At 62.0% G+C, this 23656-nt stretch carries 23 protein-coding genes, 1 tRNA gene and 1 pseudogene; 13 read left to right on the forward strand and 12 right to left on the reverse strand.

Annotated features, from left to right (window positions below):
• From H928_RS33605 to H928_RS0118275, 3 genes are all read left to right on the forward strand, one after another.
• Nucleotides 1–261 (forward strand): glutathione S-transferase C-terminal domain-containing protein (locus H928_RS33605; RefSeq protein WP_239645012.1); only part of this gene is annotated, 261 nt, incomplete at its 5' end.
• 78 nt (nt 262–339) lie between these two features.
• Nucleotides 340–861: a ClpXP protease specificity-enhancing factor gene (locus H928_RS0118270; RefSeq protein WP_021027800.1), complete on the forward strand. Its 522-nt coding sequence runs from the start codon at nt 340–342 to the stop codon at nt 859–861.
• Between the two features lie 49 nt (nt 862–910).
• Nucleotides 911–986 (forward strand) — tRNA-Thr (locus H928_RS0118275).
• Between the two features lie 79 nt (nt 987–1065).
• Here H928_RS0118275 and H928_RS0118280 read toward each other — a convergent pair.
• Nucleotides 1066–1374, reverse strand: a complete 309-nt coding sequence (locus tag H928_RS0118280) for a hypothetical protein (RefSeq protein WP_021027801.1) — start codon at nt 1372–1374, stop codon at nt 1066–1068.
• Between the two features lie 241 nt (nt 1375–1615).
• Between H928_RS0118280 and secA the strand changes: the two genes are divergently transcribed.
• The 4 genes from secA to H928_RS0118300 all read left to right on the forward strand — a co-directional run bounded on the left by secA (nt 1616) and on the right by H928_RS0118300 (nt 7216).
• The gene (secA, locus tag H928_RS0118285) at nt 1616–4354 is read left to right on the forward strand and encodes a preprotein translocase subunit SecA (RefSeq protein WP_021027802.1); all 2739 of its coding nucleotides are present in this window, start codon (nt 1616–1618) and stop codon (nt 4352–4354) included.
• A gap of 79 nt (nt 4355–4433) precedes the next feature.
• The gene (gene argJ / locus H928_RS0118290) at nt 4434–5666 is read left to right on the forward strand and encodes a bifunctional glutamate N-acetyltransferase/amino-acid acetyltransferase ArgJ (RefSeq protein WP_021027803.1); all 1233 of its coding nucleotides are present in this window, start codon (nt 4434–4436) and stop codon (nt 5664–5666) included.
• An 84-nt stretch (nt 5667–5750) separates the two neighbouring features.
• Nucleotides 5751–6707 (forward strand): ATP-binding protein, encoded by a 957-nt coding sequence (locus tag H928_RS0118295; protein ID WP_021027804.1) that lies wholly within the window; start codon nt 5751–5753, stop codon nt 6705–6707.
• A gap of 35 nt (nt 6708–6742) precedes the next feature.
• Complete coding sequence (locus H928_RS0118300; protein WP_021027805.1) at nt 6743–7216, forward strand: NUDIX domain-containing protein; 474 nt, start codon at nt 6743–6745, stop codon at nt 7214–7216.
• 48 nt (nt 7217–7264) lie between these two features.
• Here H928_RS0118300 and H928_RS0118305 read toward each other — a convergent pair whose 3' ends face one another.
• The 7 genes from H928_RS0118305 to H928_RS0118335 form a co-directional block, all read right to left on the reverse strand.
• Nucleotides 7265–7477 (reverse strand): DNA gyrase inhibitor YacG, encoded by a 213-nt coding sequence (locus H928_RS0118305; RefSeq protein ID WP_021027806.1) that lies wholly within the window; start codon nt 7475–7477, stop codon nt 7265–7267.
• A 48-nt stretch (nt 7478–7525) separates the two neighbouring features.
• Nucleotides 7526–8281 (reverse strand): cell division protein ZapD, encoded by a 756-nt coding sequence (gene zapD / locus H928_RS0118310; RefSeq protein WP_021027807.1) that lies wholly within the window; start codon nt 8279–8281, stop codon nt 7526–7528.
• 3 nt (nt 8282–8284) lie between these two features.
• Nucleotides 8285–8914 carry a dephospho-CoA kinase gene (gene coaE, locus H928_RS28700; RefSeq protein WP_021027808.1) on the reverse strand — a complete coding sequence of 210 codons (630 nt, stop codon included), beginning with the start codon at nt 8912–8914 and terminating at the stop codon, nt 8285–8287.
• A gap of 1 nt (nt 8915) precedes the next feature.
• Nucleotides 8916–9776 (reverse strand): A24 family peptidase, encoded by an 861-nt coding sequence (locus H928_RS0118320; RefSeq protein WP_021027809.1) that lies wholly within the window; start codon nt 9774–9776, stop codon nt 8916–8918.
• 17 nt (nt 9777–9793) lie between these two features.
• Nucleotides 9794–11014, reverse strand: coding sequence for a type II secretion system F family protein (locus H928_RS0118325; RefSeq protein WP_021027810.1), 1221 nt, complete (start codon nt 11012–11014; stop codon nt 9794–9796).
• Nucleotides 11015–11034: 20 nt separating this feature from the next.
• A complete protein-coding gene (gene pilB, locus H928_RS0118330; RefSeq protein WP_021027811.1) occupies nt 11035–12768 on the reverse strand; it encodes a type IV-A pilus assembly ATPase PilB in 1734 nt (577 codons plus the stop codon).
• A 165-nt stretch (nt 12769–12933) separates the two neighbouring features.
• Complete coding sequence (locus H928_RS0118335) at nt 12934–13863, reverse strand: polyprenyl synthetase family protein (protein WP_021027812.1); 930 nt, start codon at nt 13861–13863, stop codon at nt 12934–12936.
• A 267-nt stretch (nt 13864–14130) separates the two neighbouring features.
• Between H928_RS0118335 and rplU the strand changes: the two genes are divergently transcribed.
• From rplU to proB, 4 genes are all read left to right on the forward strand, one after another.
• Nucleotides 14131–14442, forward strand: coding sequence for a 50S ribosomal protein L21 (gene rplU / locus H928_RS0118340; RefSeq protein ID WP_027011098.1), 312 nt, complete (start codon nt 14131–14133; stop codon nt 14440–14442).
• Between the two features lie 15 nt (nt 14443–14457).
• Nucleotides 14458–14718: a 50S ribosomal protein L27 gene (rpmA, locus tag H928_RS0118345; protein WP_021027814.1), complete on the forward strand. Its 261-nt coding sequence runs from the start codon at nt 14458–14460 to the stop codon at nt 14716–14718.
• A gap of 189 nt (nt 14719–14907) precedes the next feature.
• On the forward strand, nt 14908–16023 hold the full coding sequence (obgE, locus tag H928_RS0118350; RefSeq protein WP_021027815.1) for a GTPase ObgE: 1116 nt from the start codon (nt 14908–14910) through the stop codon (nt 16021–16023).
• Between the two features lie 85 nt (nt 16024–16108).
• The gene (gene proB / locus H928_RS0118355; RefSeq protein ID WP_021027816.1) at nt 16109–17248 is read left to right on the forward strand and encodes a glutamate 5-kinase; all 1140 of its coding nucleotides are present in this window, start codon (nt 16109–16111) and stop codon (nt 17246–17248) included.
• A gap of 292 nt (nt 17249–17540) precedes the next feature.
• Here proB and H928_RS28705 read toward each other — a convergent pair.
• A pseudogene (locus H928_RS28705) lies at nt 17541–18081 on the reverse strand (RNA pyrophosphohydrolase); the annotation flags it as partial.
• 92 nt (nt 18082–18173) lie between these two features.
• Here H928_RS28705 and H928_RS0118365 point away from each other — a divergent pair.
• Nucleotides 18174–19913: a proline--tRNA ligase gene (locus H928_RS0118365; RefSeq protein ID WP_021027818.1), complete on the forward strand. Its 1740-nt coding sequence runs from the start codon at nt 18174–18176 to the stop codon at nt 19911–19913.
• A 127-nt stretch (nt 19914–20040) separates the two neighbouring features.
• Nucleotides 20041–20652, forward strand: coding sequence for a lytic transglycosylase domain-containing protein (locus H928_RS0118370; RefSeq protein ID WP_232539431.1), 612 nt, complete (start codon nt 20041–20043; stop codon nt 20650–20652).
• An 80-nt stretch (nt 20653–20732) separates the two neighbouring features.
• Here H928_RS0118370 and H928_RS28710 read toward each other — a convergent pair whose 3' ends face one another.
• The 3 genes from H928_RS28710 to prmC all read right to left on the reverse strand — a co-directional run.
• Nucleotides 20733–22073 (reverse strand): hemolysin family protein, encoded by a 1341-nt coding sequence (locus H928_RS28710; RefSeq protein ID WP_021027820.1) that lies wholly within the window; start codon nt 22071–22073, stop codon nt 20733–20735.
• Between the two features lie 349 nt (nt 22074–22422).
• Nucleotides 22423–22743 carry a Grx4 family monothiol glutaredoxin gene (grxD, locus tag H928_RS0118380; protein ID WP_021027821.1) on the reverse strand — a complete coding sequence of 107 codons (321 nt, stop codon included), beginning with the start codon at nt 22741–22743 and terminating at the stop codon, nt 22423–22425.
• 109 nt (nt 22744–22852) lie between these two features.
• Nucleotides 22853–23656 (reverse strand): peptide chain release factor N(5)-glutamine methyltransferase (gene prmC, locus H928_RS28715; RefSeq protein WP_043341012.1); only part of this gene is annotated, 804 nt, incomplete at its 5' end.

Here is a 23656-nt window from a genome sequence, read left to right on the forward strand (position 1 = left end):
AAGGCACTGGAAAAGGCCCGCGCACAGATCCGTGACCGCCTGACCCAGATGGCTCCAGTGTTCCTGAAGAACAAGTTCATCCTGGGCGAGAACTTCTCGATGCTGGACGTGGCCATTGCGCCGCTGCTGTGGCGCCTGGATTACTACGGCATCGAGCTGTCCAAGAACGCAGCGCCGCTGCTCAAGTATGCCGAGCGCATCTTCTCGCGTCCCGCCTACATCGAGGCGCTGACGCCGTCCGAAAAGGTCATGCGCAAGTAAAAGCCGCCTGGCCCGCCATTGGGCGGGCAGCGCTGCGGGGCCGTGCTCCGTGGCGCTGGAGAGCGCAGAAAGTGTCCTATGAGTGAAATCCAGACAACATCCACCCAGCCGTACCTGATCCGCGCCTGGGTGGAGTGGTGCAATGACAATGGCCTGACCCCGTACCTGAGCGTTCGCGTCGACAAGACGGTGCTGGTGCCGCGCGAGTTTGTCAAAGACGGCGAAATTGTGCTGAACATCAGCTATGACGCAACGAGTGCGCTCAAGCTGGGCAATTACTACATCGAGTTCACCGCCCGTTTTGGCGGCGTGCCGCGCGACATCATGGTGCCCGTCAGCCGCGTGGTTGCCATTTTTGCGCGTGAAACCGGCCAGGGCATGGGCTTTCCGCCGCCTGAGGACCTGCTTGATGACGATGCCGACATCGCGATGGCTGCGCTCGAAGGCGCTGGCGATGCGGGCGAACCGGCTGGCGAGGCCAATGCTGCGTCTCCGGTGATGCAGGTCGTGACCTCCAGCGAGGAGCCTCCGGCTCCCGATGGCAAGTCGCCCGGCCGCGCAGGCAAGGGCGGCAAGCCTTCACTCAAACTGGTCAAATAGGCCTCATTCGGCTTTGTTACGGGCAATCCCGTATAGAATGCCGTGTGTTGCCGGTTTAGCTCAGTTGGTAGAGCAACCGCCTTGTAAGCGGTAGGTCATCAGTTCGATTCCGATAACCGGCACCAGATTCCCAAGCCGTTCCCAGCAAATGCTGTGAACGGCTTTTTTGCGTCTGGCGGTGTTCAATGGCGCTGGCGGAGTCGCTCAACGCAGTACTTTGAGGCGAATGTCTGCCGTTGGGTAGCCTTTGACGCGCAGATGGGCCGCCATCGCCGGCAGCAGCTGCTTCATCTTGGCGGCGCAGGCATTGTTGGCCACCAGCAGGCACCACTGGTCGCCATCGATGGGCCCGGGCTTGATCGAGGCGCGCAGCATCGGCGGGATCAGCGGCTCCACCAGTTTGAAGCGGGTGGCAGACTCCCGCGTCAAAGCCACGAGGCTGGCCAAGGTGGGCGCCTCGCTTGCGGCTTGTTCTACGGTGACGGCGAAATGCCGACGTTGGGGCTGGATCATGGCTGGGTCATGGCTGGATAGGGGTGTCAGGGGCAGCCCGGGGGCGATAGCCATACATTGCAATGCACCTGCCACAACGCATTCTATTCAGGGTTGTAGAATGTTTTATTCGGCAGGCGTCGTTCCCGGTATTGAAGCCGGGGTCATTGCCTCCATCTGACACAACACTAATCACTAGGAATTCCGGTCGCATGGCAGGGGTGGACGCAAGTGCATTCCCTGGTTGTGTGGTTCTGTTCGCATGGCAACCAATTTCTTCACCAAAATTTTTGGCAGTCGCAATGATCGCCTGCTCAAGCAATACCGCAAGGTCGTCGCTCGCATCAATGCGATGGAGCCCGAGTACGAAAAGCTCAGCGACGAACAATTGCGCGAGAAGACGCAGGAGTTCAAGAACCGCATCGCTGGCGGAGAATCGCTGGACAACATCCTGCCCGAGGCATTTGCCGTGGTGCGTGAAGGCTCCAAGCGGGTGATGAAGATGCGCCACTTCGATGTGCAGATGCTGGGCGGCATGGCCCTGCATTACGGCAAGATCGCCGAAATGCGCACCGGCGAAGGCAAGACCTTGACGGGGACCCTGCCCGTGTACCTGAACGCGCTGAGCGGCAATGGTGTGCACGTGGTGACAGTCAATGACTACCTGGCCACACGTGATGCGACCTGGATGGGGCGCCTCTACAACTTCCTGGGCCTGTCGGTGGGTATCAACCTGTCGCAGCTGCCCAAGCATGAGAAGCAGGCCGCTTACAACTCCGACATCACCTACGGCACGAACAACGAGTACGGCTTTGACTACCTGCGCGACAACATGGTGCAAGATGCCAGCGAGCGCGTGCAGCGCCGGCTGAACTTCGCCATCGTCGACGAGGTGGACTCGATTCTGATCGATGAGGCGCGCACGCCCTTGATCATCTCCGGCCAGGCCGAAGACCACACCGCCGCCTACCTGGCGATGCGCGAAGTGGTGCCGCTGCTCACGCGCCAGGAAGGTGAGGCCGACCCCCGCACCGGTGAGGGCGTGACCAAGCCGGGCGACTTCACGGTCGACGAAAAGGGCCACCAGATCCACCTGACCGAGCAAGGCTACGAAGCGGCCGAGCGCATTCTGGCCGAAAAGGGCATGCTGGCCGAAGGCGCCTCGCTCTACGACCCTGCCAACATCACGCTGGTGCACCAGCTGTATGCCGCATTGCGCGCCCAGCACCTCTACCACCGCGACCAGCACTATGTGGTGCAGGGCGGCGAGGTTGTGATTGTCGACGAGTTCACCGGCCGTCTGATGTCGGGCCGCCGCTGGAGCGAAGGCCTGCACCAGGCCGTTGAAGCCAAGGAAGGCGTGGAAATCCAGGCCGAGAACCAGACCCTGGCATCGATCACCTTCCAGAACTATTTCCGCCTGTACAACAAGCTGGGCGGCATGACCGGTACCGCTGACACCGAGGCTTATGAGTTCCAGGAAATCTACGGTCTGGAAACCGTGGTGATTCCGCCCAACCGCCCCAGCAAGCGCGATGACCAGCTCGACCGCGTCTACAAGACCACGCCCGAGAAGTATGCAGCGGCGATCCAGGACATCCGTGAATGCTACGAGCGCGGCCAGCCCGTGCTGGTGGGCACGACCTCGATCGAGAACTCCGAAATCATCGACGAGATGCTGAAGAAAGAGAACCTGCCCCACCAGGTGCTCAACGCCAAGCAGCATGAGCGCGAGGCAGACATCATTGCCCAGGCGGGGCGCCCTGGCGTCATCACCATCGCGACCAATATGGCTGGCCGGGGTACCGACATCGTGCTGGGCGGCAATATCGAAAAGCAGATTTCCGCCATCGAGGCCGACGAGTCGCTGTCCGAGTCCGAGCGCCGCAACAAGGTCGAAGCCTTGCGCGCCGAGTGGAAGGTCGAGCACGACAAGGTGACCGAGCTGGGTGGCCTGCGCATCATCGCGACCGAGCGCCATGAATCGCGCCGTATCGACAACCAGCTGCGTGGCCGTGCCGGCCGCCAGGGTGACCGTGGCTCCTCGCGTTTCTACCTGTCGCTGGATGACCAGCTGATGCGCATTTTCGCGGGCGACCGTGTCAAGGCCATCATGGAACGCCTGAAGATGCCCGATGGCGAAGCCATTGAAGCGGGCATCGTGACCCGCTCCATCGAAAGCGCCCAGCGCAAGGTGGAAGCGCGCAACTTTGACATGCGCAAGCAATTGCTGGAGTACGACGACGTTGCCAATGACCAGCGCAAGGTCATCTACCAGCAGCGCAACGAGATTCTGGATGCGGCCGATCTGGCGCCGATGATCGACGGCATGCGCGACAGCGCGCTGGCCGATATCGTGCGCCAGTATGTGCCCGAACAGTCCATGGAAGAGCAGTGGGACCTGGCTGGCCTGGAGAAGGTGCTGCGCGACGAGTGGCATATCGAGCTGCCCCTGCAGCAGCTGCTGGAAGGCGCTGAATCGATCTCCGACGAGGAAATCGAAGAGAAGGTCGTTGCCGAAGGCGCACGCCTCTTCAATGACAAGCTGGAGCAGGCGGGCAAGGAGAACTTCATGCAGTTCATGCGTGCGGTGCTGCTGCAGACCCTGGATTCCAGCTGGCGCGACCACCTGGCCGCTTTGGACTATCTGCGCCAGGGCATCCACCTGCGTGGCTACGCCCAAAAGCAGCCCAAGCAGGAATACAAGCGCGAGGCTTTCGAGCTGTTCAGCCAGCTGATCGACCAGGTCAAGACCCAGGTCACCCGCGTGATGATGTCGGTGCAGATCCGCTCGCCCGAGCAGCTCGACGAAGCCACCGAGCAGCTCGAGCAGAGCAACGACCGCACGGCCCATGTGACCTACAGCGGCCCCGACGAGTCCGGTGACGCCGAGGCCAGCGAGCCGCTGCCCATGCCCGAAGGCGTGCGTGTGGCCCGCAATGATCCATGCCCATGCGGCAGTGGCAAGAAATACAAGCTCTGCCACGGTAAACTCGCATAAATTACCGGATTGCTTCACCACAACGGGCTTTGACTGGTTCATCGCCCGTTTTTTTCATGGTTCCAAGGAAAAGACTGATATGCCCGTCAATTTGAAAGCCCCAGTAGCGCAGGACCTGGCTCCTGTCGCCGGTATACGCATTGGTGTGACGGAGGCCGGCGTGCGCAAGGCCAACCGCAAGGATGTGACGGTGTTCTTGCTGGACGAGGGCAGCCATGTTGCCGGCGTGTTCACCAAGAACCGCTTTTGTGCCGCGCCTGTGCAGATCTGCCGTGAACACCTGGCCAGCCACAGCCAGTCCATCCGCGCCATCGTCATCAACACCGGCAATGCCAATGCCGGCACCGGTGCCGATGGCCTGGCCCGTGCCCACGCCACCTGCGATGCGCTGGCAGGCCTCTTGAAGATCGATGCCCAGCAAGTGCTGCCGTTCTCGACCGGCGTGATCATGGAGCCGCTGCCGGTGGACCGTATCACCGCAGGCCTGCCTGCAGCGATTGCCGATGCGCAACCTGGCCACTGGGCCAAGGCGGCCGAAGGCATCATGACCACCGACACCTTGCCCAAGGCGTTTTCCGCCTCGGCCAGCGTGGGCGGCAAGACGGTGCAGGTCACCGGCATCAGCAAGGGCGCCGGCATGATCCGCCCCAATATGGCGACCATGCTGAGTTTTCTGGGCACCGACGCAGCCATCAGCCCCGAGCTGATGCCGGCGCTGGCCAAAACGCTGGCCGACCAGTCCTTCAACCGCATCACGATCGATGGTGACACCTCGACCAATGACTCCTTTGTCGTGGTCGCCACCAACCAGGCGGGCAATGCCCCCATCACCGACTGGAACACCGCCGATGGCCAGGCCTTGATGGCCGCGCTGCGCGAAGTGGCTCAGAAGCTGGCGCAGGCGATTGTGCGCGACGGCGAAGGCGCCACCAAGTTCATCCAGATCGAGGTCGAGCAAGGCCGTACCGAAGAAGAATGCCGCCTGGTGGCCTATGCGATTGCGCATTCGCCGCTGGTCAAAACCGCCTTCTTTGCCAGCGACCCCAACCTGGGCCGTATTCTGGCTGCTGTGGGCTATGCTGGCATTGAGGACCTGGACCAGACCCAGATCGAGCTCTACCTGGACGATGTGCATGTGGCCACCCAGGGCGGCCGCAACCCGGCCTACCAGGAGGCCGATGGCCAGCGCGTGATGAAGCAGCAGGAGATCGTCGTGCGCGTGCAGCTGGGCCGTGGCAACGCATCCACCCAGCTGTGGACCTGCGACCTGAGCCATGACTATGTGAGCATCAACGCGGACTACCGCTCCTGATACTGCTTGGTTAGCGCGCCGGGCTGCCCAAGGCTGGGCAGGTGCCGGCCCCGCTGGCCTTTCAACCTTGTGCGTCTGGATACCATGACCGAGTCTTCCCACTCCCCTTTTTCTCCGCTTGAGCGCCTGGTGCAGCGCGCCGAGCAGCTGATGCAGCGCATCGAGTCCGTCCTGCCCCAGGCGCTGCAGGCGCCGGCTGACTGGAGTGACGCCATTGCCTGGCGCTACCGCAAGCGCGCCAATGGCTGTGGCGTGCTGGAGCCGGTGCGCCATGTGGGGGCGATGTCCCTGTCCGATCTGCAGAACATCGACGGGCAAAAAGAGAAGATTGCGCGCAATACCGAGCAGTTTGTGCAAGGCAGCACTGCCAACAATGTGCTGCTCACGGGCGCGCGCGGGACCGGCAAGTCGTCCCTGATCCGCGCCTGCCTGCATGCCTATGCGCCCCAGGGCCTGCGCCTCATCGAGGTGGACAAGGCCGATCTCACCGACCTGCCCGACATCGTCGATGTGGTGGCGGGCCGGCCTGAGAAATTCATCATCTACTGCGATGACCTGAGTTTTGAAGAGGGCGAGCCCGGCTACAAGGCGATGAAGTCGATCCTGGATGGCTCCGTGTCTGCGGCCACGCCCAATGTGCTGGTCTATGCGACCAGCAACCGCCGCCATCTGTTGCCCGAGTACATGACCGACAACCTGGCCCAGCAAAAGGGCGAGAACGGCGAGATCCACCCCGGCGAAGTGGTTGAAGAGAAGATTTCACTGTCCGAGCGCTTTGGCCTGTGGGTGAGCTTTTACCCGTTCAGCCAGGACGAGTACCTGCGCGTGGTGGGCCAGTGGCTCTCGGCGCTGGGTGTGACGGAGGCCGATATCGAGGCTGCCCGGCCCGAGGCCCTGGTCTGGGCGCTGGAGCGCGGCTCGCGCAGCGGCCGGGTGGCCCACCAGTTTGCCCGTGACTGGGCTGGCCGTAGCCACCGCGAAGTGCAGGGCCGCCAGAAGATTGCCGATGTGGCCGACCTGGGCGAAGAGGCCCAGGATTGAAGAAACCGGGCTGCCCGCGCAGCCCATGAAGACCTATGAGCCAGACTGATACCACCGAGACCCGCAGCCATACCGAAGTGGCCGTGGGCGTGCTGATCCGCGAAAGCGACCATGCGCTGCTAATAACCAGCCGCCCCCTGGGCAAGCCCCGCGCGGGCTGGTGGGAGTTTCCCGGCGGCAAGCTCGAAGCGGGCGAGACCGTGGAGGAAGCGCTGCGCCGCGAGCTGCTCGAAGAACTCGGCATCCGCATCGACAACTGCATCGCCTGGAAGGTGACCGAGCATGACTACAGCCATGCGCTGGTGCGCTTGCACTGGTGCAAGGTGACGCAGTGGTCGGGTGATTTTGAGATGCGTGAAGGCCAGCAGATGTCCTGGCAGCAGTTGCCGCTGACGGTGAGCCCGGTGCTGGAGGGGTCCTTCCCCGTGCTGCAATGGCTGAGCGAGGAGCGTGGCCTGCCTTTTGACCCTGCGACCTATATCCAGGCGGCAGAAGCTGCGGCGAAATAAGCAACGGCAGCACTGCCAAGTGCTGCGGTTGCTAAACGTCGGGGATTCTCAGTCTTCCAGCCGGGGATCACCGTAGGGCTGGTCCAGCGGTGGCGATTGGGCGGGCACCCGAAAATCCTCATTGCCCCAGGCGCCCAGGTCAATGAGCTTGCAGCGCTCGCTGCAAAAAGGGCGAAACCGGTTGCTGCGTTCAAAGCTGGAAGGGCCGCCACACTGGGGGCACTGGATGCTGGGGAGTGCGTTGTCTGCTGAAGAACTCATGCAGGCATTGTAGGGCGCCTGCGGGCTGGCGCGATCGCTGCGCGGTCTTCAGGCGCAGAGCACCATCTCGTACTGGCCATCCTGCGTGGTCAACGCCAGCTGCCCGCTGTCGGTCTTTTGCAGCATGCGTATCGAGATCATCAGGCGGTTGCCGCTGATCTCGGGCACCAGGCTGGAGCTCGGGTCGATCTTGAGGCGCAGCAGCTGGTAGATGCGGCCCTGGGGCAGGTTCTGCTGGAACTGGCCGCGCAGGGTTGCAATGCGCTGCGGCGCACCGGCATCCCGAAAGAGCCGCAGCAGCAAGATGAGGGCGCTGGCCAGGGGCGCAAAGCAGGCCGTCCAGCCCTGCAGATCGGCGCGGCGGCTGTTGCTGTCGGCATGCAGCCAGGCGTGGTAGCTGGGCAGGTCGAAGGTGCAGGTGCCGCCAGGGATGCCGGTGCGGTTGCGAATGGCCATCAGCCACTCGTTCTCGATCAGCAACTGGCTGGGCTTGCCGTTCTGGGCCCGTAACTCGCTGTGGGCGGCGTCGATCTGGCCAATCACCTTGTCGAGCATGTCCACAGCAATCATCGGGTTGTCGCGGTAGGCATTGAACTGCTGGCGCTGGCGTTCGAGGTCCTTGAGCAGGTCGGTCTTGAGGTCGCTGCGGGAGGCCACATCCATCACCTCGAACAAGGTGGTGATGGCGAAATGGTGGTCGATGTCCGTGTCGCGCTGCAGGAGTACGTCAAGCCGGCGCAGCAGGTACTCCAGGCGGAGATAGGCTCGCACACGTTCGTTGAAGGGGTACTCGTAAATTATCACGGATCAGTCGGGCTGCAGAGGGCGGTAGTTCGCTATCAATTCATTGTATAGGCCGAATACGGCCTCGCCTAGCGCTTGTAACGACAGCGTTTCATTCCACAGCACCCAATCGGCCTTGCGCAGGCGCTGCAGCCGGCTCGCCTGCTGGGCCATGATGGCCTCAATCGCCGATGCTGGCAGCTGGTTGCGCTGCTGCACCCGGGCTATTTGCGTGCTTTCCTGGCAATCGACCACGATGACCTGGTCCAGGCGTGGGCTCCACTGGCTGGACTCGGCCAGCAGCGGGATATCAAAGATCACCAGGGGCGCATTGGTGGCGCTGCAGGCCTGCTGGTACTGCTGGTCAATCTGCTGGCGGATCAAGGGGTGCAAGATTGCTTCGAGCTGCGCCTTGTAGGCCGGGTCGCGAAAGGCGGCTTCGCGCATCTGTGCGCGGTCGAGCGCGCCGTCTGGATCGATAAAGCGGGCACCCATCTGGGCTGCAATCGGAGCGATGGCCGCGCCGCTCGGCAGCGTGAGCGCGCGGGCAATGCGGTCGGCATCGATCACATGGCACCCCAACTGGGCAAAGCCCTGGGCGACGGTGCTTTTGCCGCTGCCAATACCCCCGGTAACGCCAATGCGTGGCCGCATATCAGGGCTGCAGCAGGCGGTCGACGATACCGGTGCCGAACCACATGACCAAGAAGCCGGCACCTGCGAGAAAGGGGCCAAAGGGGATATAGCCGCCTTCGCGCAGATTGGAGAAGATCTTCATCGCAATGCCGATCACAGCGCCAACAACGGAGGAAAACAGTGCAATCGGTATCAGCGCTTGCCAGCCAAACCAGGCGCCCAGCGCAGCCAGCAGCTTGAAATCGCCATAGCCCATGCCTTCCTTGCCGGTCAACAGCTTGAAGGCCCAGTAAATCAGCCACAGCACCATGTAGCCAATGGCGGCGCCAAACAGCGAATCTTTGAGCGGCACATCGATCCAGCCTATCGCACTGGCCAGCAAGCCTGCCCAGAGCAGCGGCAAGGTCAGGTCATCGGGCAGCAGGGTCGTATCCCAGTCGATCAGCGCTGCGGTCAGCAGCACCGATGCAAAAAAGCACCAGGCCAGGCCGGTAGCGCCCAGGCCCCAGCGGTGGATGCAGTAGGCCCACAGCAAGCTATTGGCGATTTCCACCACCGGGTAGCGCGCAGAAATACGCGCACGGCACTGGCTGCAGCGCCCCCCCAGAAAAAGCCAGCTGAACACGGGCACGTTCTCGTACCAGCGGATCTGGTGGCTGCAATGCGGGCAGCGTGAGGCGGGGGTCCAGAGGTTGAAACGATCTGCTTTGACATCAGCCTCAGGCGCTGCCTGCGGTGCTTGCGCACTGTCCGTCGCTGCCAGCATGTCCTGGGCATCACGCCGCCATTGGCGTTCCAGCATCAGCGGCAGGCGGTGCACCACGACATTCAAAAAGCTGCCCACCAGCAGGCCCAGCAGGGCAAACAGCCCTGTGTTCAATTGCGCTTCTGACACAGTTACACCACCTGGCCCAGCTTGAAGATCGGCAGGTACATCGACACCACAATGCCGCCGATGATCGTGCCCAAAAACACAATGATGATGGGCTCCATCAGGCTGGACAGGCCGGCAACGGCCTCGTCCACTTCGGCTTCGTAAAAGTCTGCCGCTTTGCCCAGCATATGGTCGATCGAGCCGGATTCCTCGCCGATCGCGCACATCTGCAGCACCATCGAAGGGAACACATGGGCATCGGACATGGCGACGGTGAGGCTGGTGCCTGTGGAGACCTGCGCCTGGATCTTTTCGGTTGCCACCGCAAACACGGCATTGCCGGAGGCGCCACCCACCGAGTCCAGCGCTTCGACCAGGGGAACACCGGCGGCAAACATGGTCGACAAGGTACGCGTCCAGCGCGCCACGCAGGATTTTTCAATCAAGGGGCCAAAGATCGGCACCTTCAGCAGCCAGCGGTCCATCGCGCGCTGCATTTTCTCGCTGCGCTTCCAGGCCTGCAAAAAGAAGTAGATGCTGCCACCAATGCCAAAAAAGATCAGGTACCAGTAACTGACAAAGAAATCACTGATGCCCATCACGATCAAGGTGGGGCCGGGAAGATCAGCGCCAAATGAGGTGAACACCTCTTTGAATGCCGGAATCACAAAGATCATGATGATGGCCACCACGACAAAAGCGACGATGACCACCGAGGTCGGGTACATCAGGGCCGAGCGGATCTTGCTCTTGATGGCCTCGGTCTTTTCCATGTAGGTGGCCAAGCGGTCGAGCAGGCCTTCCAAAATACCGGCTGCTTCACCGGCCTCGACCAGGTTGCAATACAGCGCATTGAAGTACATCGGATGGCGGCGAAAGGCGGTGCTCAGTGACGAGCCCGACTCCACATCGCTGCGCACATCGTTGAGCAGCTTGGTCACACTGGGGTTGGTACTGCCCCGGCCGACGATGTCAAAAGCCTGCAGCAAAGGCACGCCGGCCTTCATCATCGTGGCCAGCTGGCGCGTGAACAAGGCGATGTCCTTGGGCTTGATGCGCTTGCCCGAGCGCATGCGGCGCTTTTTGATCTTGGACGGCAAAATGCCTTGCCGGCGCAGCGATGCGATGACCTGGTTTTCTCCACCCGCGCGGGACTCGCCGCGCACGATCTTGCCGTTGCGGTCCTTGCCTTCCCACTCATAAACGGCTTCGTTCGATGTTTTCTTGTTGACTGTAGTTGCCATTTATCCCTGCCCTCATTGCTTTATTCGTTGGTGACGGCTAAGACCTCTTCCAGTGAGGTCAGTCCCTTTTTGACTTTGTGCAGGCCTGAGGTGCGCAAGGAGCGGACATTTTCTATGTCGGCTTGCTCGGCAATTTCCAGTGCGCTGCCATCGCGCAAGATGATGCGCTGTGTTTCTTCGGAGATGGGCATCACCTGGTAGATGCCCAGGCGGCCCTTGTAGCCATTGTTGCAGGCGTCGCAGCCGACGGGCTCGTAGGGCATCCAGGTGCCATCCAGATCCTCTTCCTTGAAGCCCGCTTCCAGCAGCGCTTCATGGGGGATCTCGGTGGGGCGCTTGCAGATGGGGCAGAGCTTGCGTGCCAGGCGCTGCGCGGTGATCAGGATCACGCTCGACGCGATATTGAAGGGCGCAATCCCCATATTGCGCATACGCGTCAAGGTGGTGGGTGCGTCGTTGGTGTGCAGGGTGGACAGCACCAAGTGACCGGTCTGCGCGGCCTTGATCGCAATGTCGGCTGTTTCCAGATCCCGGATTTCGCCGACCATGATGATGTCGGGATCCTGGCGCAGAAAGGACTTGAGCGCGGTCGCAAAGGTCAGGCCGGCCTTTTCATTGACATTGACCTGGTTGACGCCTGGCAGGTTGATTTCCGAGGGGTCTTCCGCAGTCGCAATATTGACCGCTGGCGTGTTCAGAATGTTCAGGCAGGTATAGAGCGACACGGTCTTGCCTGAGCCGGTGGGCCCGGTGACCAGGATCATGCCGTAGGGGCGCTTGATGGCGCTGAGCAGACGCTCCTTCTCTTCGGGCTCATAGCCCAGTGCATCAATGCCCAGCTTGGCGCTGCTCGGATCGAGAATACGGATCACGATCTTTTCGCCAAACAGGGTGGGCAAGGTGCTGACCCGGAAATCGATCACCCGGTCGGCGCCGATCTTGAGCTTCATGCGGCCGTCCTGCGGCACGCGCTTTTCCGAGATATCCAGGCGCGAGATCACCTTGATCCGCGATGCCAGCTTGTCCTTGATACCCGGTGGGGGCGAGGCAATTTCACGCAGCTCACCATCGATGCGAAAGCGGATGCGGTACTGGTGCTCATAGGGCTCGAAGTGCAAGTCCGATGCACGCATATTGAAGGCATCGATCAGCATCTTCTGCAAAAACTTGACAATGGGCGCGTCTTCGACCTCGTCTCCATCGTTGCTGGCAGTATCGCTGTTCACCGACTCGTCATCAATCTCGAATTCATTGAGATTGACATCGCCGGTGATCATGTCCTGGAGGTTGTCGCCACCCTTTTTCGCAACGGACTCCAATGCCTTGACCAGCTTGGCATGCTCTGCGATCACCCAGTCCACGCTCAGTTGGGTGGAGAACTTGATCTGCTCGGCCACCGAGTGGTCGGTGGGGTCGGCGGTCACGACGATCAGCCGGTTGCCGCGCTTGGCCAGCGGGATGATCTTGTTGCTGAGTGCCAGCTTGTTGTCGAGCAGCCCACTGGACAGGCGGGTCAGATCGATGGCATCGAGGTCGACCATGGGCGCGCCATAGACCGTCGAGATGATGGTTGCCACATCGCTGCCGGAGACGGCACCGCTGGCCACCAGCTCTCCAATGAAGCTGTTCTTGCTTTTGAGACTGGTGGCGTACAAGGCCTCCGCCTTGGCAACAGGAAGCTTTCCGCTGGCCACCAGGGCTCTGGCAATGCCGGGAAGGGCGATGGCTTTGGGGGGGGTGTTGATGTCAGGCATGTAAAGGGAAGACGCCTATCGTCGATAGCCTCGCTGCGTAATCCGGCAAACTGTAGCAGTTGTTCGGAGATTTAACAAAGAAATGCATCCTGCAGACCGCACCACTGCAGTGGATCTGCGACAGTCTGCACGATACCCTTGGCCCATGCGCGCCCGCCTTGGCGGCTACTCTCTGCGGTCCAGCAACTGAGAGGCCAGCGTGGTCAGCGCCTGGGTGTAGGCATTGCTTGGCAGCAAGGCCAGGCAGTCGATGGCCTCCTGGGCCTGCAGCGCCGCGGCTGCCCGCGTGGCTTGCAGCGAACCGGTGTCCTTGACGACCTGCACGATATGGGCCATGTGCGGGGTGGAGCCTTGCTCGATGGCGCTGACAATCATCTGCCTATCATCGGCGCTGGCGCGTTGCATGGCAATGATCAGCGGCAGGGTGACCTTGCCTTCGCGCAAATCATCGCCAATATTCTTGCCCATCACCGTGGTGTCACCGTCATAGTCCAGTGCGTCGTCAATCACCTGGAAGGCCGTGCCCAGCGAGCGGCCATAGTTGGCGCAGGCCTCCTCCAGCTCGGCGGGAGCCTCGGTCAGCACGGCGGCAAGGCGCGCGCTGGCCTCAAAGAGCTTGGCGGTTTTGGAGCGGATGACGGAGAGGTAGCCGGCCTCGTCGAGATCGACATTGTGGGTGTTGATCAGCTGCTGCACCTCGCCCTCGGCGATGATATTGGTAGCCTCCGACAGGATCTGCATGACGCGCATGCTGTCGGCATCAACCATCATCTGGAAGGCGCGCGAGTGCAGGAAATCGCCGACCAAGACGCTCGCCGCATTGCCAAAGCTCTCATTGGCAGTGGGTTTGCCGCGCCGCATCGTGGACTCATCCACCACATCGTCGTGCAGCAAGGTGGCGGTGTGGATGAACTCGACCACCGCCGCCAGGTTGAAATGCTGCTCGCCCCGGTACTCCAGTGCGCCGGCCACCAGCAGCAGCAGTGCAGGGCGCAGGCGCTTGCCGCCTGCCGAGATGATGTAGTGCGATACCTCGCCAATCAGCGGAACGGAGGAGCTCAGGCGCCTGGCAATCACGGCATCCACCTGCCGCATATCACCGGCGACGAGGCTCAAGGGGTTGGACGGGTTGGGAGTGTTGGACTCGGACAAGGCGGCTATCTCGGCATTTTAGGGATACCGCATTATAGAAACGAGAGCAGCGCCCCTTGCGGACATGCCCGCTTGTCCGTCTCGGGGATGCGTTTTCTGGCCCGGTTGTGGTGCAAAAGCGTGCAGGGTTTGCGTCTTTTCAGGGCCCGTGCTACAATCTTCGGCTCTTGCGAAATTTCTTTGCAAGCTATCCCCTTTTTAGAGGTTCTTATGTACGCGGTCATAAAAACCGGTGGCAAACAGTATCGTGTTGCTTCCGGCGAAAAAATCAAGGTAGAACAGATCGCTGCGGACGTAGGCCAAGAAATCGTGATCGACCAGGTTCTGGCAGTCGGCGACGGCGCAGAGTTGAAGGTTGGTACGCCCTTGGTGTCCGGAGCAACTGTGACGGTTACGGTAGTAGCCCACGGTAAGCACGACAAGGTGCGCATTTTCAAGATGCGTCGTCGTAAGCACTATCAAAAGCGCCAAGGCCATCGCCAGCAGTTCACTGAGCTGCAAATCGGTGCGATTGCAGCTTAACAGGAGCTATATCTCATGGCACAGAAAAAAGGCGGCGGCTCTACGCGCAACGGACGTGATTCCAAGCCAAAGATGCTGGGTGTGAAGGCTTTCGGTGGTCAATTGATCAGCGCCGGTTCGATCATCGTGCGTCAACGCGGCACCAAGTTCCACCCCGGCACCAATGTCGGCGTGGGCAAGGACCACACCTTGTTTGCTCTGGTGGACGGCCACGTGTCGTTCGAAACCAAGGGCGCTTTGTCCAAGCACACGGTGAGCATCACCAAGGCTGCTTAAGACAAGACAAGTGTCTTGAAGGCCTTCATTGGCCTAGTCCAAAGCCCCGCGCAGTCGGGGCTTTGGTGTTTTTGGGCCGGACCGCCTGGCGCCTCGGTGCGACAATAGCGGTTTTGGCAAGGCTGCATGTATCGGTATGCAGCAGAACAATTCCCGTAATTCCTGTACCAGGGCGGGTGGATAACGACCATGAAATTCGTAGATGAAGCGTTTATTGACATTGCAGCTGGCGATGGTGGCAATGGCTGTGTGTCGTTCCGCCATGAAAAGTACAAGGAATTCGGTGGCCCCGATGGCGGCGACGGTGGCCGCGGCGGCCATGTGTATGCGCTGGCCGATGTCAACCTCAACACCCTGATCGATTACCGCTACTCGCGCCGCCACGAGGCCGAGCGCGGCGAGCACGGCAAGGGCTCGGACATGTTTGGCAGCGCGGGCAAGGACATCACCTTGCACATGCCGGTGGGCACCATCATCACCGATGCGCAAACCGGCGAAGTGCTGTTTGAGTTGCTCAACCCGGGCGAGGTCATCACCATCGCCAAGGGCGGTGATGGCGGTTTTGGCAATCTGCGCTTCAAGAGCGCGATCAACCGTGCACCACGCCAGAAGACCCCCGGTTGGAAGGGCGAGCGCCGCAACCTGAAGCTGGAGCTCAAGGTGCTGGCCGATGTGGGTCTGCTGGGCATGCCCAATGCCGGCAAGTCGACCTTTATCTCGGCGGTCTCCAACGCCCGCCCCAAGATTGCCGATTACCCCTTCACCACCTTGCACCCCAACCTGGGTGTCGTGCGCGTGGGTCCGGAAAAGAGCTTTGTCGTTGCCGACATTCCAGGCCTCATTGAAGGCGCCTCGGACGGTGCCGGTCTGGGCCACCAGTTCCTGCGCCACCTGCAGCGTACGCGCTTGCTGCTGCATATTGTGGATCTGGCACCGTTTGACGAGGGCGTGGACCCTGTGGCGCAGGCCAAGGCGATTGTTGGCGAGCTCAAGAAGTACGACGAAGAGCTCTACAACAAGCCGCGCTGGCTGGTGCTCAACAAGCTGGACATGGTGCCCGGCGACGAGCGCGTCGCCAAGGTCAAGGACTTTGTCAAGCGCTACAAGTGGAAGGGCCCCGTCTACGAGATCTCGGCGCTGCCCCGCGAAGGCTGCGAGCCGCTGATCAAGGAGATCTTCCAGTTCGTGCACAAGATGCAAAAGGCCGAGCAGGAGCCCCAAGAGGTCGATCCGCGCTTTGCGGCAGGCGCCGAGCAGGATGCGCCCGACTACTCGGACGACCCGCGTTTTTCGTCGCCGGACTGAGCGGCAAGGCCTGCACCCTAGATTTCTCATTGTTGGATAGCTGCTTGCGCTTGCCAGGCGGGCGCAATGCCGGAAATAGCAAAAAATGGCATCGAATGTTCTGCGCGACGCACGTCGCATCGTCGTCAAAGTCGGCTCCAGTCTGGTCACCAACGAAGGCAAGGGCCTCGATGAAGGCGCCATCACCGAATGGAGCCGCCAGCTCGCCGCCCTGGTGCATGGCGAGGATGGGGCCAAGCGCGAAGTGATCATGGTCTCCAGCGGCGCGGTGGCCGAAGGCATGAAGCGCCTGGGTTGGCTGCAGCGCCCCAAGGAAATCCATGAGCTGCAGGCCGCAGCGGCTGTCGGCCAGATGGGCCTGGTGCAGATGTACGAGACCAAGCTGCGCGAGCAAAACCTGGGCAGCGCCCAGGTGCTGCTGACCCATGCCGACCTGGCCGACCGCGAGCGTTACCTCAATGCCCGCGTCACCTTGCTGACCCTGCTGCAGCTGGGGGTGGTGCCGGTCATCAACGAAAACGACACGGTCGTCAACGACGAAATCAAGTTTGGCGACAACGACACCCTGGGTGCGCTGGTGGCTAACCTGGTGGAGGCCGATGCGCTGGTCATTCTGACGGACCAGAAGGGCCTCTACACCGCCGATCCCCGCAAGAACCCCGATGCCGAATTCGTGCATGAGGCACAAGCGGGGGATATGAAGCTTGAAGCGATGGCCGGTGGTGCGGGCTCGGGCATTGGCAAGGGCGGCATGCTCACCAAGATCCTGGCCGCCAAGCGCGCCGCTGGCTCGGGCGCATCCACGGTGATTGCCTGGGGGCGCGAGCAGAATGTGCTGCTGCGCCTGGCCGCCGGCGAGGCCATCGGCACCTTGCTGGTCGCCGATACCCACAAGAACCAGGCGCGCAAGCAATGGATGATGGACCACCTGCAGATGCATGGCTATGTGACGGTGGACGAGGGCGCTGCGCTGAAGCTGCGCGGCGAAGGCAAGAGCCTGCTGCCTATCGGTATGGTGAGTGTGCATGGCGAGTTTTCGCGCGGCGAGGTGATTGGTGTGCGCGATCCGCAAGGCGTGGAGCTGGCACGCGGCCTGGCCAACTACAGCAGCGCCGAGGCACGGCGCCTGTGCCGCAAGCCATCGTCAGAGTTTGAGCAACTGCTGGGCTACACCGGCGAGCCCGAAATGCTGCACCGTGACAACATGGTGTTGACGGGGCATTGATCGGCCCGCTCAGCCCGCTTGGCCCTTTTGGCCGGGCCGGGCCATGCGGCGGCGGACCACATGAGCGCCGCGCAGGCACAAAAAAGCGTCCCAAGGGACGCTTTTTGCATATGGCTACTGGTCAGCCGCTATCAGCCGTTTTGCTGCGGGTCATGGCCCGCATTGCCCGGGTCCGGGTCAAAGCTGGCGCCGGGCGGCAGCTCCATCTCCTGCATCATGCGCAGCGGCGAGTGGTAGCTCACTACCGTGGTGGTCGTCGTCACCGACACCTGCAAGGTCTCGGTCACCACGGGGTCTGGCTCATGCGGCTCACCATCGCGCGCACGCGCATTGCTGCGCAAATAGCGGTTGCGCGGGTCATTGCGAGGCACAAAACGCGACAGCTCGGTCAAAGCCATCTCGTAGACGCCGCGCTTGAACTCCACCACCACATCGAGTGGCACCCAGTAGTCATTCCAGCGCCAGGCATCAAACTCCGGGTGGTTGGTGGCGCGCAGATTCAGGTCCCAGTCGTGCCCTGTTAACTGGAGCAAAAACCAAATCTGCTTTTGTCCGCGATAATAGCCTCTGGCATCGCGGCGGATGAAGCGTTCGGGCACCTCGTACCGTAGCCAATCCCGCGTTCTAGCCACAATACGTACATGCTCCGGTCGCAAGCCCACTTCCTCATGCAGCTCTCGAAACATCGCCTGCTCGGGGGTTTCTCCACGGTCAATACCACCCTGCGGAAACTGCCAGCTATGGGTGCGGATGCGCTTGCCCCAAAACACCTGATTGCGCTGGTTGAGCAGGATGATGCCGACGTTTGGCCTAAAGCCATCTCGGTCCAGCATAATCTAACCCCAATTTTTTAAACTGTGTCCATTATGCCTGCGCCTTGAAGCCATCTTCAAGGGGGCAACTACTAGGTCCATTGTCATAGACTATGAAAGCTTCGCAATTTCTCATCTCGACCCTGAAAGAAGCGCCTGCGGACGCTGAAATCGCCAGCCACCAGCTGATGACGCGCGCCGGCATGATCAAGAAGCTCGGCGCCGGCATTTACAACTACATGCCGATGGGACTGCGCGTGATCCGCAAGGTCGAGGCCATCGTGCGTGAAGAGATGAACCGCGCCGGCGCCATTGAGGTGACCATGCCCGTGGTGCAGCCCGCCGAGCTGTGGCAGGAGACCGGCCGCTTTGACAAGATGGGCGCCGAGCTGCTGCGCATCCAGGACCGCCACGCGCGTGACTTTGTCATCCAGCCCACCAGCGAAGAGGTGGTGACCGACATCGCGCGCCAGGAGTTCAAGAGCTACAAGCAGCTGCCCAAGAACCTCTACCAGATCCAGACCAAGTTCCGCGACGAGCGCCGTCCCCGCTTTGGCCTGATGCGGGGCCGCGAGTTCATCATGAAGGACGCCTACTCCTTCGACAAGGACCGCGACGCCGCCCAGATCAGCTACCAGACCATGCGCGCTGCCTACAAGCGCATCTTTGACCGTTTTGGCCTGCAGTACCGCGCCGTGCGTGCGGACAGTGGCGCCATCGGCGGCGACCTGAGCGAAGAGTTCCAGGTGATTGCCGCGACCGGCGAGGACGCGATCGTCTACTGCCCCAACAGCGACTACGCCGCCAATATCGAAAAGGCCGAAAGCCTGGCGCCCACCCAGGCCCGTGCTGCTGCCGCGCAGTCCATGGCCAAGACGGCCACGCCTGGCAAGAGCACCTGCGCCGATGTGGCCCAGCTGCTGAACCTGCCTTTGGCCAACACCGTCAAATCGCTGGTGCTGGCCACCGACGAGACCAATGACAAGGGCGACATCCTGGGCTCGCAGGTCTGGCTGCTGCTGCTGCGCGGTGACCATGACATGAACGAGATCAAGGTCGGCAAGGTCGAGGGCCTGGCCAACTTCCGTTTTGCGACGCTGAGCGAGATAGAGGAGCACTTTGGCTGCCAGCCGGGCTACCTGGGCCCGATTGGCTTGCAAAAGCCCGTCAAGCTCGTGGTGGACCGCGATGTCGCCGTGATGGCCGACTGGGTCTGCGGCGCCAACGAGGCCGACTACCACCTGACCGGTGTCAACTGGGGCCGTGACCTGCCCGAGCCTGCCGTGGTGGCCGATCTGCGCAATGTGGTGGCGGGTGACCTGTCGCCAGACGGCCAGGGCGAGCTGGCCATTGAGCGCGGTATCGAGATCGGCCACGTGTTCTACCTGGGCACGAAGTACTCCAAGGCGATGAAGGCCACCTTCCTGGCCGAGAACGGCAAGCCCAGCGAGTTCGAAATGGGCTGCTATGGTATTGGCGTGACCCGCTTGCCCGCAGCCGCTGTGGAGCAAAACCATGACGAGCGCGGCATCATCTGGCCCGACGCGATTGCCCCCTTCACCGTGGTGATCTGCCCCATCGGCATGGACCGCAGCGAAGCGGTCAAGACTGCGGCTGAAAAGCTACATGCAGACTTGTTGGCTGCTGGCGTCGATGTGATACTGGACGACCGCGGCGAGCGCCCAGGCGCGATGCTGGCCGATTGGGAGCTGATTGGCGTGCCGCACCGGGTGGTGCTGGGCGACCGGGGCCTGCAAGAAGGCATGGTCGAGTACCAGCAGCGGCGCGACACTGCCGCCACCAAGGTGCCTGTGGACGAGGTGTTCAGCTTCCTCACCAGCCGCCTGGCCTGATGCGGGCCATGGGCTGCCAATGCAGCCCATGCCGCCAGGCGCCACACCACAATAGTCACAGAGGGATCGATCGAGGATGTCAGGCTCACGCATTGCTTTACCTGCGGGCGTATCACGCCGCGCGGCCATGGCATCGTTGCTGGCCGGGCCAGGCGCCTGGCTGGCTGCGCCGCAGGCTGCGCTGGCCGGTGGCCAGTTGGAAGAGCCCCTGATCGATTCGGTGCGCTCGGCACTCACGGCAGCGATCGGCAGTGCCGCGCCACCGGAGCCGGTGTTTGTCTCGACCGAGGCCAAGATCGTCTACCTGCGCTGGCTGGGCGCGATGAGCGACCGCCTGCGCCGGCGCAAACCCGATTGGGAGGTGCGCCGCGACTTTCTGCAGACCGTCTGGTATGAGGCCCGGCGTGCGCGCCTCGATGAATCGCTGGTGCTGGGCCTGATCCAGGTCGAAAGTGGATTCCGCAAGTTCGCGATGTCCAATGTCGGGGCCCGCGGCTACATGCAGGTGATGCCGTTCTGGACCCGGGTGATTGGCGACGGCGACCCGGCCAAGCTGTTCCATATGCAGACCAATCTGCGTTTTGGCTGTGTGATTCTGCGCCACTACCTGGACCGCGAAAAGGGCGATCTGTTCATGGCGCTGGGCCGCTACAACGGCAGCCGTGGCAAGGACACCTACCCCAACCTGGTCTACGGCGCGCAGCGCCAGTGGCTGTTCGAGAACAAGGTTGAAGCCTGAAGACCTAGGCTGGCGCTGCAGCAAAAAGATAGCCACCGCATGCGGTGGCTTTTTCATGGGCGCTGCAGCCTGGCTCTGTCTTAGGCAACCAGACTGCTCGTGGGCGGCGGAACCGGCGAATCGGGCACCTTGTTCGGGTCCACGATGGTGACCAGCACCTGGTCGATGCGGTAGCTGTCCACGTCCATCACCTCGAACTGGTACTTGCCCCAGACCACCTTGTCGGTGCGGCGCGGGATGCGGCGCAGCATCACCATCAAGAAGCCGCCCAGGGTCTCGTATTCGTCGGAATGCGGCAGGTCGTCCAGCAGCAAGGTTCGCTCCACATCCTCGATCGGGGTGATGCCGTCGATCAGCCACGAGGTCTCGTCGCGGCGCACGATCAGCTCCTCATCGACCGGGCCCATCAGGTCGCCCATGACGGTGCTCATCACATCGTTGAGCGTGACCACGCCGACCACCAGGCTGTACTCATTGACGATGATGGCAAAGTCCTCATGCGCCTGGCGGAACTGCTGCAGTACTTCGGCCAAGGTCAGCCGGTCGGGGATGACCAGGGCCTTTTTGACCAGGCCTTCGTCCCGCAGCTTCATCGGCAGGTTGTTGAGCGCGCGCTGGAACAGGTCCTTGGCATCGACATAGCCGACCACATGGTCGATGTCCCCGGCGCAGACCGGGTAGGTCGAAAAGGGTTCCTCGGCAATGCGGGCGCGGATGATGTCGTCGCTGTCGTCCTGGTAGAAGAAGGCGATGCGGTCGCGCTGGGTCATCGCCGAGCCGACGGTGCGCGTATCGAGTTCGAACAGATTGGCGATCACCTGCTGCTCCTGCGCGGCCAGCACACCGGCCTTGGCGCCGGCCTCGGTCATCGCCAAAATGTCTTCATAGGTGATTTTTTCATCGCGGATCGTCGACAGGCCCAGCAGGCGAAACAGGCCATCGGCCGCCTTGCTGTAGAACCAGACCACGGGTTTGAAAAGGGTCATGCACCACTGCATGGGGCGCGAGACGCGCAGCGCCAGCGCCTCGGGCTCAGCCATCGACAAGCGCTTGGGCAGCAGATCGGCGAGCAAAATGAACAGCGAAGTGACCACGGTGAACGAGAACAGAAAACCGATGGTCTGCGCGGTAGCGGGCTCCAGCCAGCGGCTGGCGATGCTTGAGACAAAGGGACTGAGCGCCCCTTCGCCAACGATACCGCCGAGAATAGCCACCGCATTCTGGCCCACCTGCACGACGGTGAAATACTCACCGGGCTGCTCCTGGACCTTCATCACACGCTCTGCACGCGGGTCTCCGTCATCGACCATCTGCCGCAATCGCAGGCGGCGCGAGGCGGCCAGCGATATCTCCGCCATGGAGAAAAAGGCGCTCAAGCTGATCAGCAAGGCAATGACAAAGAGACTCTGCGTAAGATTCATAGACATTCTTGTGGGAGCAGTGCAGACCGGCTGCTCACATTTTTCGGCAAAAGCGGTGGCAGCGCGCGGTGCGCCGCCGGTTTGAATCGGTGTTCAATGGTCGCATGCCCGTCTGGCGACTGGCAAGTGCTTTTGGCAGCAGGTGCGGCAGGCCCACAGTGGGCGGGCGATGCGCGGGGGGTGCTGCTGTGCTGAGCTTACCTTAGTCGACTGCCTATGGCCGCTGGCAAGGCCATTGCGTGTCGCCATCGCACCGCCCTGCACGCTGGCCTGGGCTGCATCGCAGGCGCAAAAAAGCCGCCTCGGAAGGCGGCCTGGTTGCGGCTGGCAAGCTGATGGTACCAGGCGATCAGAGCGTGGCCACCAGTTGCTGCAGCTCGCCCGACTCGTACATTTCCATCATGATGTCCGAGCCACCGATGAATTCACCCTTGACATAGAGCTGGGGGATCGTGGGCCACTGGCTATAGTCCTTGATGCCTTGGCGGATCTCGGGGTCTTCGAGCACATTGACGGTGGTCAGACCACGGGTCTCCACGCCACTGGCTTTGAGAATCTGAATGGCACGGCCGGAGAATCCGCATTGCGGAAAGCTGGCCGTTCCCTTCATGAACAGCACGATGTCATGGCCTTTGACCAGCTGGTCGATGCGTTGTTGGGTATCGCTCATGGATGGGCTCCGTCGGGGCGTGTGGGTTGCAATGTAATCGGGTCAGCGCTTGGATGAGCTACACAAATACGGGCGTTTTGCCGCAGTTCAAGCGCGGGCATGGTCACTATTATTTCACGGAAGGCCATTGTCCGCCGCTGGCGCGTTCGATGCCAGCGAGGTCCTTGCGGCTTTGCGCCTGGGCAAAACCGCGCTGGGCCAGCAGCGCACGCACCGCTTCTGCCTGGTCCCAGCCATGCTCGATCAGCAGCCAGCCGCCTTCGCGCAGGTAACCTGGGGCGGTATCGACGATATGGCGGATGTCGTCCAGGCCATCGGCGCCGCTGGTCAGTGCCTGGCGCGGCTCATGGCGCAGCGCGGGCATATGCGGGTCGTCGTCGCGGATGTAGGGCGGGTTCGTGACGATGGCATCAAACCGCCCTTGCAGCGCCGACAGCCAGTGGCTGTGCGCAAAGCGCAGCGGCAGCTGCAAGCGCGCCGCATTGGCCTGGGCAACGGCCAGCGCATCGGTGCTGGCGTCCACCGCCCAGACCTCGGCCGCAGGCCGGGCATGCTGCAAGGCCAGCGCAATCGCGCCGCTGCCGGTGCCCAGGTCGGCCAGGCGCAGGGCGGGCTGGCCCGGGGTATCGGGCAGCAGCTCCAGCGCCCAGTCCACCAGGGTTTCGGTATCAGGGCGCGGGTCCAGCACGCGGGCGTCCACGGCCAAGTCCAGCCCGTAAAAGCCTTTGTGGCCCGTCAGATAGGCCACCGGCTCACCATCGGCGCGGCGCTGCAGCCACTGCTGCCACTGCACGGTCTGCGCGCTGCTCAGGCGATCGCCATCATGGGTGATGAGCCAGGCGCGCGCATGGGTGGGCTGGCCGCAGAGGTGCAGCAGCAGCATCTGCGCGTCGATACGGGCGATGCCCAGCGC

This window comes from Comamonas sp. B-9, assembly GCF_000410635.1.
Taxonomy (GTDB): domain Bacteria; phylum Pseudomonadota; class Gammaproteobacteria; order Burkholderiales; family Burkholderiaceae_C; genus Comamonas.

Coding starts and splice junctions, on each gene's coding strand:
- H928_RS0118370 (WP_232539431.1), top strand. CDS start 20,041: ATGGCATCGTTGCTGGCCGGGCCAGGCGCCTGGCTGGCTGCGCCGCAG.
- H928_RS0118300 (WP_021027805.1), top strand. CDS start 6,743: ATGAGCCAGACTGATACCACCGAGACCCGCAGCCATACCGAAGTGGCC.
- H928_RS28710 (WP_021027820.1), bottom strand. CDS start 22,073: ATGAATCTTACGCAGAGTCTCTTTGTCATTGCCTTGCTGATCAGCTTG.
- pilB (WP_021027811.1), bottom strand. CDS start 12,768: ATGCCTGACATCAACACCCCCCCCAAAGCCATCGCCCTTCCCGGCATT.
- H928_RS0118270 (WP_021027800.1), top strand. CDS start 340: ATGAGTGAAATCCAGACAACATCCACCCAGCCGTACCTGATCCGCGCC.
- H928_RS0118280 (WP_021027801.1), bottom strand. CDS start 1,374: ATGATCCAGCCCCAACGTCGGCATTTCGCCGTCACCGTAGAACAAGCC.
- rplU (WP_027011098.1), top strand. CDS start 14,131: ATGTACGCGGTCATAAAAACCGGTGGCAAACAGTATCGTGTTGCTTCC.
- proB (WP_021027816.1), top strand. CDS start 16,109: ATGGCATCGAATGTTCTGCGCGACGCACGTCGCATCGTCGTCAAAGTC.
- rpmA (WP_021027814.1), top strand. CDS start 14,458: ATGGCACAGAAAAAAGGCGGCGGCTCTACGCGCAACGGACGTGATTCC.
- secA (WP_021027802.1), top strand. CDS start 1,616: ATGGCAACCAATTTCTTCACCAAAATTTTTGGCAGTCGCAATGATCGC.
- grxD (WP_021027821.1), bottom strand. CDS start 22,743: ATGAGCGATACCCAACAACGCATCGACCAGCTGGTCAAAGGCCATGAC.
- obgE (WP_021027815.1), top strand. CDS start 14,908: ATGAAATTCGTAGATGAAGCGTTTATTGACATTGCAGCTGGCGATGGT.
- argJ (WP_021027803.1), top strand. CDS start 4,434: ATGCCCGTCAATTTGAAAGCCCCAGTAGCGCAGGACCTGGCTCCTGTC.
- H928_RS0118365 (WP_021027818.1), top strand. CDS start 18,174: ATGAAAGCTTCGCAATTTCTCATCTCGACCCTGAAAGAAGCGCCTGCG.
- H928_RS0118305 (WP_021027806.1), bottom strand. CDS start 7,477: ATGAGTTCTTCAGCAGACAACGCACTCCCCAGCATCCAGTGCCCCCAG.
- coaE (WP_021027808.1), bottom strand. CDS start 8,914: ATGCGGCCACGCATTGGCGTTACCGGGGGTATTGGCAGCGGCAAAAGC.
- H928_RS0118295 (WP_021027804.1), top strand. CDS start 5,751: ATGACCGAGTCTTCCCACTCCCCTTTTTCTCCGCTTGAGCGCCTGGTG.
- H928_RS0118325 (WP_021027810.1), bottom strand. CDS start 11,014: ATGGCAACTACAGTCAACAAGAAAACATCGAACGAAGCCGTTTATGAG.
- H928_RS0118335 (WP_021027812.1), bottom strand. CDS start 13,863: ATGCGGCAGGTGGATGCCGTGATTGCCAGGCGCCTGAGCTCCTCCGTT.